The sequence below is a fragment of the Pseudomonas sp. yb_5 genome (assembly GCF_043103865.1).
Lineage (GTDB): Bacteria > Pseudomonadota > Gammaproteobacteria > Pseudomonadales > Pseudomonadaceae > Aquipseudomonas > Aquipseudomonas putida_Y.
On the sequence record NZ_JBICKE010000002.1, the window covers coordinates 22,188 to 34,473 of the forward strand.

12 protein-coding genes, 1 tRNA gene and 6 pseudogenes are annotated in these 12,286 nt (G+C 61.4%); 10 read left to right on the top strand and 9 right to left on the bottom strand.

Annotation, left to right across the window (positions count from 1 at the left end):
• Window positions 1-86: 86 nt before the first annotated feature.
• The 4 genes from ACF8GF_RS00230 to ACF8GF_RS00245 form a co-directional block, all read right to left on the bottom strand.
• Window positions 87-1,916 carry an SLC13 family permease gene (locus ACF8GF_RS00230; protein ID WP_176682319.1) on the bottom strand — a complete coding sequence of 610 codons (1,830 nt, stop codon included), beginning with the start codon at window positions 1,914-1,916 and terminating at the stop codon, window positions 87-89.
• Between the two features lie 126 nt (window positions 1,917-2,042).
• Complete coding sequence (locus ACF8GF_RS00235; protein WP_016498896.1) at window positions 2,043-2,435, bottom strand: glycine zipper domain-containing protein; 393 nt, start codon at window positions 2,433-2,435, stop codon at window positions 2,043-2,045.
• A gap of 73 nt (window positions 2,436-2,508) precedes the next feature.
• Window positions 2,509-2,691, bottom strand: coding sequence for a hypothetical protein (locus ACF8GF_RS00240; protein ID WP_176682320.1), 183 nt, complete (start codon window positions 2,689-2,691; stop codon window positions 2,509-2,511).
• Between the two features lie 243 nt (window positions 2,692-2,934).
• Window positions 2,935-3,225, bottom strand: coding sequence for an RcnB family protein (locus ACF8GF_RS00245; RefSeq protein ID WP_176682321.1), 291 nt, complete (start codon window positions 3,223-3,225; stop codon window positions 2,935-2,937).
• A 117-nt stretch (window positions 3,226-3,342) separates the two neighbouring features.
• Between ACF8GF_RS00245 and ACF8GF_RS00250 the strand changes: the two genes are divergently transcribed.
• Together ACF8GF_RS00250 and ACF8GF_RS00255 are read left to right on the top strand one after the other, a co-directional pair.
• Window positions 3,343-3,693 (top strand): hypothetical protein, encoded by a 351-nt coding sequence (locus ACF8GF_RS00250; protein WP_176682322.1) that lies wholly within the window; start codon window positions 3,343-3,345, stop codon window positions 3,691-3,693.
• Window positions 3,694-3,875: 182 nt separating this feature from the next.
• Window positions 3,876-4,697 (top strand): bifunctional 2-polyprenyl-6-hydroxyphenol methylase/3-demethylubiquinol 3-O-methyltransferase UbiG, encoded by an 822-nt coding sequence (locus tag ACF8GF_RS00255; protein ID WP_176682323.1) that lies wholly within the window; start codon window positions 3,876-3,878, stop codon window positions 4,695-4,697.
• On the opposite strand, the gene ACF8GF_RS00260 is transcribed toward ACF8GF_RS00255, so the two are convergent.
• The 4 genes from ACF8GF_RS00260 to ACF8GF_RS00275 form a co-directional block, all read right to left on the bottom strand.
• On the bottom strand, window positions 4,698-5,465 hold the full coding sequence (locus tag ACF8GF_RS00260) for an SDR family oxidoreductase (protein WP_021782185.1): 768 nt from the start codon (window positions 5,463-5,465) through the stop codon (window positions 4,698-4,700).
• A gap of 36 nt (window positions 5,466-5,501) precedes the next feature.
• The gene (locus ACF8GF_RS00265) at window positions 5,502-6,569 is read right to left on the bottom strand and encodes a phosphotransferase family protein (RefSeq protein ID WP_176682324.1); all 1,068 of its coding nucleotides are present in this window, start codon (window positions 6,567-6,569) and stop codon (window positions 5,502-5,504) included.
• A gap of 184 nt (window positions 6,570-6,753) precedes the next feature.
• Window positions 6,754-7,071 (bottom strand): SCP2 sterol-binding domain-containing protein, encoded by a 318-nt coding sequence (locus ACF8GF_RS00270; RefSeq protein ID WP_003251077.1) that lies wholly within the window; start codon window positions 7,069-7,071, stop codon window positions 6,754-6,756.
• A 56-nt stretch (window positions 7,072-7,127) separates the two neighbouring features.
• A complete protein-coding gene (locus tag ACF8GF_RS00275) occupies window positions 7,128-7,838 on the bottom strand; it encodes a histidine phosphatase family protein (protein WP_176682325.1) in 711 nt (236 codons plus the stop codon).
• Window positions 7,839-8,035: 197 nt separating this feature from the next.
• Here ACF8GF_RS00275 and sohB point away from each other — a divergent pair, with 197 nt between their 5' ends.
• Window positions 8,036-9,061: a protease SohB gene (sohB, locus tag ACF8GF_RS00280; RefSeq protein ID WP_176682326.1), complete on the top strand. Its 1,026-nt coding sequence runs from the start codon at window positions 8,036-8,038 to the stop codon at window positions 9,059-9,061.
• A gap of 154 nt (window positions 9,062-9,215) precedes the next feature.
• Window positions 9,216-9,289: transfer RNA gene (locus ACF8GF_RS00285), tRNA-Cys, on the top strand.
• A gap of 102 nt (window positions 9,290-9,391) precedes the next feature.
• Here the strand turns inward: ACF8GF_RS00285 and ACF8GF_RS00290 are convergent.
• A pseudogene (locus tag ACF8GF_RS00290) lies at window positions 9,392-9,850 on the bottom strand (integrase); the annotation flags it as partial.
• Here ACF8GF_RS00290 and ACF8GF_RS00295 point away from each other — a divergent pair.
• From ACF8GF_RS00295 to ACF8GF_RS00320, 6 genes and pseudogenes are all read left to right on the top strand, one after another.
• Window positions 9,846-10,154, top strand: a pseudogene (locus ACF8GF_RS00295) (phage tail protein); the annotation flags it as partial. The pseudogenes ACF8GF_RS00290 and ACF8GF_RS00295 sit on opposite strands and share 5 nt — an antisense overlap.
• Window positions 10,129-10,335 (top strand): tail protein X, encoded by a 207-nt coding sequence (locus ACF8GF_RS00300; RefSeq protein ID WP_064490571.1) that lies wholly within the window; start codon window positions 10,129-10,131, stop codon window positions 10,333-10,335. The pseudogene ACF8GF_RS00295 and the gene ACF8GF_RS00300, both read left to right, overlap by 26 nt.
• Window positions 10,336-10,395: 60 nt before the next feature.
• A pseudogene (locus ACF8GF_RS00305) lies at window positions 10,396-10,818 on the top strand (phage late control D family protein); the annotation flags it as partial.
• A pseudogene (locus ACF8GF_RS00310) lies at window positions 10,812-11,273 on the top strand (glycoside hydrolase family 19 protein); the annotation flags it as partial. The pseudogenes ACF8GF_RS00305 and ACF8GF_RS00310, both read left to right, overlap by 7 nt.
• Window positions 11,273-11,810: pseudogene (locus tag ACF8GF_RS00315) on the top strand (lysis protein). The pseudogenes ACF8GF_RS00310 and ACF8GF_RS00315, both read left to right, overlap by 1 nt.
• Before the next feature lie 150 nt (window positions 11,811-11,960).
• Window positions 11,961-12,286: pseudogene (locus ACF8GF_RS00320) on the top strand (DNA adenine methylase); the annotation flags it as partial.

Below are 12,286 nucleotides of genomic sequence, written 5' to 3' on the forward strand. Positions count from 1 at the left end.
CAGTGTGTTGGGTCAGGGTGGTTGATGTCAATCTGCCGCGATTGGTTGCGATGATGTCAAATTGCCTCTACTCCTGGCCGCTTTCCTCACAGTCCAAAGAACCACGGCACCATCACGACGGTAACCAGCATCACCAGCACGGTGAACGGTACGCCAATCTTGACGAAGTCAGCAAAGCGGTATTGCCCGGGCCCAAGCACGAGCGTGTTGACCGGTGATGACACCGGCGTCATGAACGCCGCCGACGCGGCCAGCGCTACGGTCATGGCGAACGGGTAGGGTGACATGCCCAACTGCGCCGCAGTGCTGACAGCCACCGGTGCCATCAGTACTGCGGTTGCGGTGTTGGAAATGAACAGCCCGATCACTGCAGTGACGGCGAACAGGCAGGCAAGAATGGCGCTGGGGCCGGCACCACCCAGCACGTTCACCAGCCCACCCACCGCCAGGTCGATGCCGCCGGTTTTCTGCAGCGCCTGGGCGAAGGGCAGCATGCCGACGATCAGCACCAGGCTTTGCCAGTGGATGGCGCGATAAGCACTGTTCATGTCGATGCAACGGCCTGCGCCCATCAGCAGGCAGCCGATCAGCGCGGCAATGACATTGGGTACGGCGCCGCTGACCATTAGCCCGACCATCACTGCCAGGCTGAGTAGCGCCTGCGGCGCGCGGGTGCGGGCTGGTGCGACCAGGTCGATCTCGGCGGGCAAGCTCAGTACCAGGAAGTCTTTGGGCTTGCTTTGCAACTGGCGCACCGCCTTCCACGGGCCGACCACCAGCAGGGTGTCACCCAGGCGCAGCTTTTCTTCCAGCAGTTGCGCTTCGATAGCTGCCTGATCGCGGCGCAGGCCGACCACATTGAGGCCATAGCGGGTGCGAAACGCCAGTTCGAGGATACTCTTGCCGATCAGTTGCGAGCCTGGCGGCAGCGAGACCTCCGCCATTCCCAAATCCTGGGACTGGTCGATGAAGTAGGCGGCCTTGAAGTGCAACGGCTCCAGTTGCATGGTTTGGCACAGGCTGCGCAGGTCGTCATGCTTGGCGAACAGGTCGAGCAGCAGCACGTCGCCCTGATGCAGCACGGTGCCCGAGTCGGCAGCGATCACGCGCGTGGTGAACTTGTGCTGGCGCTCGATGCCGATCACGTTGGCGCCGTGTCTGGTGCGCAGTTCCAGTTCGCCGAGGTTGTGGCCGATCAGCGGCGAGTGAGGGCGAATGCGCAGGCGCCGTTCACGGCCATTGAGCTTGTAGTCCAGTACCAGGTCCAGCAAGGTGCGGCGGCTTTCCACCCGGCCATCCTTGCGCACTTCACCGTTGAGCCAGTGCCGGGTCAGCAGCATGTAGCCAATGCCCAGCACCAGCACCACCAGGCCGAACGGGGTAAAGCTGAAGAAGCTGAACCCCGCTTCGCCATGGCGGACCAGCTCGCTGTGCACCACCACGTTGGGCGGTGTGGCGACCAGGCTGAGCATGCCACTGATGAGGCCGGCAAAAGCCAGTGGCATCATCAGGCGGCTGGGTGAAAGCTGCAGGCGTGCAGCGATGCTCAGCACCACCGGGATAAAAATGGCCACCACGCCGGTGGAGCTCATGATCGATCCCAGCCCGGCCACCGCCACCATCAGCAGTACCAGCAGGCGTGCTTCGCTATTGCCGGCCCGCTCGCTCATCCATTCGCCGATGCGATAGGCAATGCCGGTGCGCACCAAGCCTTCGCCAATCACGAACAGGGCGGCGATCAGCACCACGTTGGGGTCACTGAACCCGGCCAGGGCCTGTTCTACGGTAAGGATGCCGAGTAGTGGCAGGGCGAGAATCACCAACAGCGCAACCACGTCCATGCGTGGGCGGTTGATGACGAACAGGGTAATCACGAGGGCCAGCAGGCCGAGGACCCAGAGCAACTCATGGTTCATGGGGAGGGGGTGTTCCTTCACACGGGGGCACGATAGACAGTAGCAGTCAGTGTGCCAGCTTGCAGTGAAGGGGGGGTTGATGTGCTGCAACAAAAAGGGCCGCTATGCGGCCCTTCGGTCACGGGCTCAGTGACGGTGGCGGCGGTGCTTCTTGCTGCCGCGGTTGTCGTCGCCCAGATGGTTGCCGAGGGCACCACCGGCCGCGCCGCCCAGGCCGGCACCCACGGTCGAACCGGTCTTGCCGCCTACTGCGCCGCCCAGCAGCGAGCCACCGGCCGAGCCCAGGCCACCGCCGATGGCGGCTTCGGTACGGTTGCCCTTGCGTGCACCGACCGCGCTGCCGGCTGCGCCGCCAACGCCGGCACCGATGGCTGCGCCGGTCTTGCCGCCGAGCTGTTGGCCAACAACGTTGCCCAGGACACCCCCCAGACCGCCGCCAATGGCGGCAGTACCGTCACCGGCGAAAGCGCCCTGGCACAGCAGCAGGCCGAGGGCAAGGGAAGGCAGAGTCAGACGCATGATACGAACCTCAAAGGAATCATCAGGATAAGTCGCCGCGCAACGGGCGGCAGGTCAGGGCTGAAAGGACGCTTCAGCGGTAGTAGCGGTCACCGCGGTATTGCCGATCATCGTCGTCGCGGTCATGGCGATGGTGGTGGCGATGGTCACGGTCGCGGTCACGCCAGCCGTCGTCATCATGGTAGCGATGGCTATGGCAGCCTGCGGTCAGCAGGACAACAGCAACCAGAGAAAGGCTTGCAAGACGCGTGAGCACGATATAGGTCCTTGATCCGCATAGGTTTACAGGGCACCTTCTGAGACTGGGGTCGATCGATTTGGTTTCCCGGACGGGCAAAAAAATTGTGCTTCACGCGATCAGCGCCAAGGCGCCCGCCTGCAACAACGGGCTGTGGCGCTGACCGGCATCGATCGGTCCAAGCGTATCAACGCGCTCTGAGCGTACCTGGCCGGCGGCGAAGTGCTCTGCAATGGGTCGCCTTGGTCAGGGTGTGCAGAATCAGGATGCCGGTTGAATCGCCAGCACCACGCCATTGGTGATCTGCACCAGCACGTAGTGCTTGCCCATGCGCACCCAGTGGCTTTCCTTTTCCGGCTCGGGCAGGCCCTTGGCTTTCCAGTCCTTGATGGCCTGGTCATCGCGTTTGTACTGGTCCGGAGCCTTGTCGCCGACGTTCAGTTCGCGGTTGTGGGTTTCGGGGGCGGTGATGCTCTCTTCGCTGGAGGGGGCGGCGCTGACGCTCAGAGGCAGGCAAGGCAGGGCGGCGAGTAGCAGATAGTGCAGTTTCATGATGCGTTCCTTGTGACGGCATGTCTTATCTGCGACAGCGGCAAGTGCCTGGCAATTCACTCGGGATGCCTGCCAGTGCTAGAGTCGCCTTCTTTTTCGCGACCCCGAGGATGGAACATGCGTGCGATTCTGCCGTTGGCTGCGGTGCTGATGCTGGCCGGTTGCGCTTCTGCGACCATGGAAACCGCGCGTGGCGGCAAGCCGACTGCGCAGTTCGACTCGCACAAGGCACCCGCGCTGGTTGCCCAGTGCATCCAGTTCAGTTGGCAGGAAGAGCAGGTGTTCGGTGACGACGCCAGTGGCTACATGGAACCGCGCAAGCAGGGCGGGTTCACCGTGTATACCCGTGAGGCCGAAGCGTTCGTGGACGTGTATCCGCAGTCGGGCGGGGCGCGTGTGGATTACTACGCGAAGAGCAACGACGGCGTGGCCCTGCAGCGCCGGGCGGCAGCTGCAACCTGCCTGTAACTGCTGGCGCTTGTGCTGGCTTTATCACCACTCCTGCAAGGGCCCGCGTATTCAGGGTAGTGAGCAAGGCATTTGTTGCCACAGCAGAGGGCGCGCGGGCTTTACACTTTTTATCAAGACAGTTGTGTTGCAGGGGGCGCGGTGACGGCTAGCATAAGGCGCTTCCACACAAGGACGACTCCATGGACCGCTCACTGCAACTCAACCGCATCAGCTGGGATGAACGTGCCCCGTTGCACGCCGCTTCGAAGGACTACGAAGTCGAACGCCTGGTCCAGCAACACGGGCACTTGTCCGAAACCGTACGCTTCGACCTGCCACTGCTCGGCGACATCGACGGGCTTGAGACGGTCCATTTGCAGTGCCACATCGGCACCGACACCCTCTCGCTGGCGCGCCTTGGCGCCAAGGTTTGCGGCCTGGATTATTCCAAGGCTTCGCTAGCCGAGGCACGGGCTTTGGCCGAGCGTTGCGCGCAGCCCATCTCGTATGTCGAGGCTGACGTCTATGCCGCCGACAAGGTACTGCCGGCGGGTACTTTCGACCTGGTCTACACCGGTATTGGCGCGCTCTGCTGGCTGCCTCGCATCGAGCCGTGGGCGCGCACCGTCGCGGCACTGCTTAAACCGGGCGGGCGGCTGTTCCTGCGCGACGGGCACCCGATGCTGATGGCCGTCAACGAAGACCATCAGGATCGCCTGCAGCTCGAATATCCGTACTTCGAGCACGAATCGCCGACGGTGTGGCACACCGACCAGACCTACGTCGAAACCGATCAGCGCCTGGCCCACACCGAAACCCACGAATGGAACCACGGCCTGGGCGAAGTGATCACTGCCTTGCTGGCCCACGGCCTGCAGTTGACTGCGCTGGTCGAGCACCAGAGCATCCCCTGGGAGGCGCTGCCGGGGCAGATGGTCAAGGGCGAAGACGGTGAATATCGCCTGCGCGAGCAACCGGCGCGCCTTCCCCTGAGTTACACCTTGGTCGCCGTCAAAGCCTGATCAGGACAGGAAGCCACCGTCGACATTGAGCGTGGTGCCGGTGGTGTAACTGGAGGCATCGCTGGCCAGGTACAGCACCGCGCCCGCCATTTCCTTGGGGTCGGCCACGCGCTTGAGCGGGATCTGCTGCAAGGCGGCATTGAGGATGGCTTCGTTCTTCACCAGTGCCGAAGCGAACTTGGTGTCGGTCAGCCCCGGCAGTAGCGCGTTGCAGCGAATACCGAACGGCGCACACTCCTTGGCGAACACCTTGGTCATGTTGATGACCGCCGCCTTGGTCACCGAATAGATGCCTTGGAACAGCCCGGGCGAAACACCGTTGATCGACGCCACGTTGATGATGCTGCCGCCGCCGTTCTCGCGCATCAGCTTGCCAGCCTCCACCGACATGAAGAAGTAACCACGGATGTTCACGTCCACGGTCTTCTGGAACGCCCCTGGGTCAGTGTCCAGCACATTACAGAATTGCGGGTTGGTGGCTGCGTTGTTGACCAGCACATCCAGTCGCCCGAACTGTTCGCGAATGCCGGCGAACACCTGCTGAATCTGTTCCAGCTCACCAATGTGGCAGGCCACAGCCGTGGCCTTGCCGCCGGCGGCAATGATGGCGTCGGCCACCTGCTGGCACCCTTCAAGCTTGCGGCTGGAAACAATCACATGGGCCCCTTGCTGCGCGAGCAAGTGGGCGATGGCCTCGCCGATGCCTCGGCTGGCGCCGGAAACAAAGGCAATCTTGCCGTCGAGGTCGAACAGGTGGGTCTTGGACATGCTGTTTTCCTTGTTATCCGTCGTCGTGGGCAGTGCTCAGAAGCTGGACTTGGCGATGACCTGCAAGGTCATTTGTTCCAGCAAACGGTTCATGTGAATGAACTGGGCGAAACGCTTGTCCTGGGTCTGGCCGTGGTAGTAGCGGTAGTAGATTTGCTGAACGATCCCTGCCAGGCGGAACAGGCCATAGCAATAGTAGTAATCGAAGTTGTCCAGGCGGATGCCGGAGCGCTCGGCGTAGTAATCGACGAACTGGCGGCGGCTGAGCATGCCCGGCGCGTTGCTTGGCTGGCGGCGCATCAGTTGCACTGGCGCCGGGTCGCCGGCTTCGATCCAGTAGGCCAGGCAGTTGCCCAGGTCCATGAGTGGGTCGCCCAGGGTGGCCATCTCCCAGTCCAGCACACCGATGATGCGCATGGGGTTGTCAGCATCCAGGATCACGTTGTCGAAACGGTAGTCGTTGTGCACGATGCCTGGGCGCGGGTGGTCGGCGGGCATTTTGTCGTGCAGCCAGGCGGTTACTTTTTCCCAGCGTGGTGCATCCGGTGTCAGGGCTTTTTCATAACGGCTGGTCCAGCCCTCGATCTGGCGCTGCACGTAGCCCTCCGGCTTGCCCAGGTCGGCCAGGCCGCAGGCGGTGTAGTCCACTTGGTGCAGCTCGACCAGGCGGTCGATGAAGCTTTTGCACAGGGCTTCGGTCCGGCTGGCGTCCAGGTTCAGTTCGGCCGGGATGTCCGAGCGCAGGATGATGCCCTTGACCCGTTCCATCACATAGAATTCGCCGCCGATCAGGCGGGTGTCGGTGCAGTGTGCGTAGGCCTTGGGGCAATAGGGGAAGCCGCTGTTGAGCTGGTTGAGGATGCGGAACTCACGACCCATGTCGTGGGCCGACTTGGCCTTTTGACCGAAGGGAGGTCGGCGCAGCACGAAGTCGCGGTCCGGGTAGCTGACCAGATAAGTGAGGTTGGAGGCGCCGCCAGGGAACTGGCTGATGCTCGGCAGGCCGTGCAGGCCGGGGATATTGGCTTTGAAGTAAGGGTCGATGACGGCCGCGTCGAGTTCTTCGCCGGGGCGTACCTGGGTGGACTGGTCGGTGAGCGTCATGCGTCTTCCTTATTCTCGATAGCAAGTACTATTGGGTAATCTAATGGTCCGCCGAGGTTGGAACAATCGTGCCATGTGCCATATAGGTGAGGGTGTTGCTGGTGGATCACTGCACCGAATGCAGGCCAAAAAAAACCGAAGCCTGGCAGGCTTCGGTTTTTTGATCATCCGGTACTCCCAGCCCTCAGGACGGGAACAGTTCGCTGAGTTTCATCGACAGCATCATGTCGCCCTCAACCCGCAGCTTGCCGCCCATGAAGGCCTGCATGCCGTCGGTTTCGCCGCTGACGATACCCTTCAGCGTTTCGGCGTCCATCACCAGGGTGCAGTTGGCATCCGGGTTTTCGCCTTCCTGCAGGTCGCAGGTGCCGTCCTTGACGATCAGCGCGTAGTGCTTGTCTTCGTCGGTGATGTTGAAGCCGAACACCAGGTCCAGGCCGGCGGCAGCGGATGGGTTGAATTTCTCTTGCATCTTTTTGACGGCATCAGCTACGGAGGTCATGGCGCATTCCTTATAGAGTGATTTACACGTCCCCGCAGGGACACAACAAGCCGGGCTTATCGGTAGGTGACAAGCTCCGGCGCCCTCAACAGCTGCACATGGGCCTGGCTGTTGAAGGAAGTCAGTGCCACGTCGCGGCCGCGAAACTTCAGCTGGCTGAGCGACGTGTTGATGATCTGCCAGTTCAGCGCGAACGCCTGGCTGGGGGTAATACCGGTAACCAGGTGGAGCAGGGCGGCAATGGTGCCACCCGAGGTGAAGATAGCAACATGATCGCCGCTGCCGGCGCTGTCCAGCACGCGTTGCAGGCCCCCTTGTACGCGTGACGTAAACGAATGCCAGGTTTCCAGGCCATTATCGGCATGCTCGCCATCGTGCCAGCGCTGCACCATCAACGCGAACAGACGCTGAAACTCGCTGCGGTGCTGTGCGGCATTGCGCAGCACATGCAGGGCATCGGGCTCTTCCGGCAGCAGGTCGGGCAATAGGGCACGGATCACACCGTCGGCATCGAACTCATTGAATGCGGCGTCGGTCTCAACCGCCGGCACCGGGCAGCCGTTGGCGTGCAGCGCCTGCAGCGCCAGCCGAGCGGTATCTTGCTGGCGGCGCAGGTCGCCAGCCACGCAGCGGTCCAGCCGCACGCCCAACTGGGCCAGGTGTTCACCCAAGGCCTGGCTCTGGCGCACGCCCACGGGCGAGAGGACGTCGTAGTCATCGGCACCGAAGGAGGCTTGGCCATGTCGAATCAGGTAGAGATTGCCCACGGAAGGTTCCGGCCTGTTGGAGGTTGCTGCGAGGTTAGGATGCGGCACACGGGCTGTCAACGAAAAAACATACAAGCGTTTGAAAAGGTTGTTTGAAAGATGTTGCCAGCGTTTACACCGGCTGGCAGCTCTACAGGCGCAACGGTATGCTTGCAACAGTGACGCGCCGTAGTGGCGCAGGCATTTAAGGAGTCAACGTGGAGTTTCTTGCCGAATACGCAAGCTTTCTCGCCAAAACCGCCACCCTGGTCATCGCCATCCTGGTGGTGCTGTCTGCCATCGCCGGGCTGCGTGGCAAAGGTCGGCGCAAATCGGGCGGGCAATTACAGGTCACCCGCCTGAACGATTTTTACAAGGATCTGCGTGAGCGCCTGGAGTCCGGCCTGCTCGACAAGGCCCAGCTCAAAGCACTGCGCAAGCGGCAGGCGAAGGCAGAAAAGCAGCAGAAGAAGGGCAAGGCCGAGTCCGAGGACAAGAGCCGGGTATTCGTGCTGGATTTCGATGGCGACATCAAAGCCTCGGCCACCGAAAGCCTGCGCAACGAAATCACCGCACTGCTGACGCTCGCCACCGCGCGTGACGAAGTGGTACTGCGCCTGGAAAGCGGCGGTGGCCTGGTGCACAGTTACGGCTTGGCTGCATCGCAACTGGCGCGTATTCGTCAGGCGGGCATCCCGTTGACCGTGTGCATCGACAAGGTGGCTGCCAGTGGTGGCTACATGATGGCCTGCATCGGCGAGAAGATCGTCAGTGCCCCATTCGCCGTACTGGGGTCTATTGGCGTGGTGGCGCAGTTGCCCAACGTCAACCGCCTGCTGAAAAAGCACGACATCGACTTCGAAGTGCTGACTGCTGGTGAATACAAGCGCACCCTGACCGTCTTTGGCGAAAACACCGAGAAGGGCCGGGAGAAGTTCCAGGAGGACCTGGACATCACTCACCAGTTGTTCAAGGATTTCGTCTCCCGCTATCGTCCGCAGCTGCACATCGACGAAGTCGCCACTGGCGAAGTCTGGCTGGGCGTGGCGGCGCTCAATCGCAAGCTGGTGGACGAGCTGCAGACCAGTGACGAGTACCTGAGCGAACGCGCACGCAACGCCAACCTGTTCCACCTGCACTATGCCCAACGCAAGAGCCTGCAGGAGCGTATTGGCATGGCCGCCAGCGGTACAGTGGAGAACACGGTGCTGGGCTTGTGGAGCAAACTCAGCCGCCTGCGCTAACACCTTGAACCTGTTGAAATTTTTTTTCGTTCAGGGGGTTGCAAGGTTAAAAGAATGAAGACATAATGGCGCCCATCGAAACGCAGCAAACTTTGAAAAAGGTTCAGCGTTTCAAGGAGATAGCAAAGCGCAAGCAGCTAGATCCGACCTTTGAGGCCGAGTAGCAAAGTGGTTATGCTCCGGATTGCAAATCCGTCTACGCCGGTTCGATTCCGACCTCGGCCTCCACCATTCGAAAGCCCCGCAGATTAACGTCTGCGGGGTTTTTCTTTGTGGTCTTGAAGCGCCGATCATTTCCGCATCATCGGGCATCGTTTCCGCATCAGCCCACTATTTGGTCGGGCTGACCACCTCGCCGACGCGGCGATAAACGCGCTTGGTAATCTCCTCTTTGGAATGTCCGAGCAGTCGGCTGGCGTGGCTAATGTCCTCAATCTCCGATGCCGCCTTCGGTCGGATATCGCGGAACTGGAACTGCCGAACTTTGGTGGCCAGGTCTGTGTTGCCATCGGCGATCAGCTTGCGTGCCGCCTTGTCACGCGCCTCACTGAAGCGATTCCTCAGCATTTCCCAGCTCATGCGCAGGCCGGAGTCGTTGGTGATGAGGCGTGAGTTGCGCACGCCTTGCAGCTTGCGTCTCTCCAGGAGCGCTTCGATGAACAGGCCCAGGCCGGTCGACTCGCCATTGATGTGCCGGCGGATGCGAAGCTTCTTGTCAGTCTTGTTCTGGCCGACCCACAGGTAGTCCTCGTCGAGGTCGACGGTGCTGAACTTCAACGTGTCGGCTGGCCAAGAGCGTCTGCGGCGGAGTGTCGCCCAGCAGGCAGTGGGTCTGGGCGAGGACAAGATAACGCTCAAGGGCGCGATCTTCCCCCACCACAAAGGTGGCATCAAGCAACTGGGCGTGCTGCGTAGCATCGGTCGCAACCTGCAAGCGCTGAAGCTGGTCACGGGGTACGGCGAGGTGCTGGGCGATTGGTGCCTGGTCAATATCGAAGAGGAGCAAAGCCACCTTCTGGCTGGTGGCATCCCGCGTAAACAGGGCTTCAACCTGGAATTTGTGAGCTATGGCAACGACCTGCAGAACGTCTGACGGAGATCTGCTCGATGTGATCTGTCAGCACCATTACGGAAATCTCAATGGCACGGTCGAGGCAGTGCTCGACGCCAACCCGGATTTAGCCAGGGAGGCACAGCCTTACCGCGCCGGCCTGCTGATAATGCTGCCCGATCTGTCGGCGCCGGCGGTCGAGCTACTGCAGCTGTTCGACTGATCCCGCGCTATGCGTAACGAAGCCCCGTCCCGTGCGGGGCTTCCTGTTTCTGGAGAAAGCATGAAACCAACGTATCGAATCATCGCGGACCGCAAGGACATCACCGCGCTGATCAATGACCGCTTGCTGTTGCTGCGGATCTCGGACAAGCCTGGCATGGAGTCGGATGAGTTTGAGCTGCGCATTGACGATCGCGACCAGGTAGTTGCGCTGCCTGCCCGAGGTGGAGTGGTGGAGGTTCTGCTGGGCTACGAGGGGCAACCGCTAAAGCGTATGGGCGCCTACACGGTCGACGAAGTGCAGTTATCTGGTCCGCCTGATGAACTGACCACTCGCGGCAAGGCCAGCGACATGCGTGGCAGCGGTAAGACCACCCGTAGCGGCAGCTGGGAGAATGTGCCGCTGTCCGAGATCGTCGCTGAAATTGCAAAGCGGAACGGGTGGGAGGTGGTCTGCCCGGTCACAACGAAGGTCGAACGGATCGGCGTATGGCTGCGTTCCTCGCGCAAGTCGGCCATGAGTCGGGCCAGCTGCTGTATGTGCGAGAGCTTGGTAACGATGCCTACCTCGCCAAGTACGACACCGGACGGCTGGCGGAGCGTCTAGGCAACACCCCGGCGGCTGATGGCGATGGCCAGCGATACCGTGGCCGAGGGCTTATTCAGATCACCGGCCGCGACAACTACGAGGCCTGCAGCGAAGCGCTGTTCGGTGACAGCCGCTTGCTCAATACCCCCGACCTGCTCGAGCAGCCCGTCTACGCCTCACTGTCGGCCGGCTGGTATTGGCAACGAGCGGGGCTTAACACCTTGGCTGACAAGGTGCTGCAGGCCGATGACTCGGTGTTCGAGCTGATCACTCTCCGTATCAATGGTGGCCTGAATGGGTTGAAGGATCGCCAGGCGCTCTACAAGCGCGCGCTTGAGGTGTTGCAGTAATGCCGCTGAACTGGCGTATCGCGCTTCTGGCTGTTGCGGTCGGGCTCTATGCCGGCGGGCGAGGTGCCTGGGTGTGGCAGGCCAGCGAGTACGGAAAGCAGTTGGCTGAACAGGCTGCAGGTTATGTCCAGCAACTGGCGGACAGTGACCGGGCTCACGGTCGAGAATGCAGCCCTGGAGCAGTTGGCAGAGCAGAAAAGTCAGCGACAAGCCCTGCAAGATCGCCTGCAGGAGCAGGGTAAAACACATTGGAAGGAAATGAAGGATGCACAACAGACTCAAGCTCGCCTGCGTGACAAGTTGGCTACTGCTGACTTGCGGCTGTCAGTCCTTGTCGACGCCGGAGCCTTTGCCGCCCCGGCTGGTGACGGTGGGATGCGAGAAGCCGCCAGCACCGGAGGCGTGGTTCATGGAGCCGTTCGCGCCCGACTTGACCCAGCGCATGCTCAACGAATTATCGGCATCACCGACACCGGTGATCGGGGACTGATTGCACTGCAGGCCTGCCAGGCCTACGTCCGCGAAGTCACCAAATGAAAAGAGGCGAGCCGGGTAGATGCGCCAACATCCAGCCCGGCCCGCCGAACCCGCAGACCCTTCCTGCAAGTCCAGCCGCAGCCTCTGCCTTGTGCACAAAGCGCGGCGAGCCTAACACCTGTTTATCCATACAGTAAAGACTTGCATACTATGACCTCTCCTATTATTCCCTGGATGGGTGGGAAACGCCGCCTGGCCGACCGCTTGATCCCTCTCTTTCCCCCCTCATGAATGCTATGTCGAAGTCTTCGCCGGCGGTGCCGCGTTGTTCTTCATGCGTCCCCAGCCCGCTCCGGTGGAGGTGCTGAACGATCTCAACGGTGACCTGGTCACCCTGTACCGCGTTGTGCAGAACCACCTGGAGGAGTTCGTCCGCCAGTTCAAATGGGCGCTCAGTTCCCGGCAGATCTTCGAGTGGCAGAAGATGACGCGCCCTGAAACCCTGACCGACATCCAGCGCGCCGCTCGGTTCTTCT

Bases quoted from the DNA above. Each gene is read 5' to 3' on its own strand.
- ACF8GF_RS00230 (WP_176682319.1), bottom strand. From the start codon at position 1,916: ATGAACCATGAGTTGCTCTGGGTCCTCGGCCTGCTGGCCCTCGTGATT.
- ACF8GF_RS00235 (WP_016498896.1), bottom strand. From the start codon at position 2,435: ATGCGTCTGACTCTGCCTTCCCTTGCCCTCGGCCTGCTGCTGTGCCAG.
- ACF8GF_RS00245 (WP_176682321.1), bottom strand. From the start codon at position 3,225: ATGAAACTGCACTATCTGCTACTCGCCGCCCTGCCTTGCCTGCCTCTG.
- ACF8GF_RS00250 (WP_176682322.1), top strand. From the start codon at position 3,343: ATGCGTGCGATTCTGCCGTTGGCTGCGGTGCTGATGCTGGCCGGTTGC.
- ACF8GF_RS00255 (WP_176682323.1), top strand. From the start codon at position 3,876: ATGGACCGCTCACTGCAACTCAACCGCATCAGCTGGGATGAACGTGCC.
- ACF8GF_RS00260 (WP_021782185.1), bottom strand. From the start codon at position 5,465: ATGTCCAAGACCCACCTGTTCGACCTCGACGGCAAGATTGCCTTTGTT.
- ACF8GF_RS00265 (WP_176682324.1), bottom strand. From the start codon at position 6,569: ATGACGCTCACCGACCAGTCCACCCAGGTACGCCCCGGCGAAGAACTC.
- ACF8GF_RS00270 (WP_003251077.1), bottom strand. From the start codon at position 7,071: ATGACCTCCGTAGCTGATGCCGTCAAAAAGATGCAAGAGAAATTCAAC.
- ACF8GF_RS00300 (WP_064490571.1), top strand. From the start codon at position 10,129: ATGGCAACGACCTGCAGAACGTCTGACGGAGATCTGCTCGATGTGATC.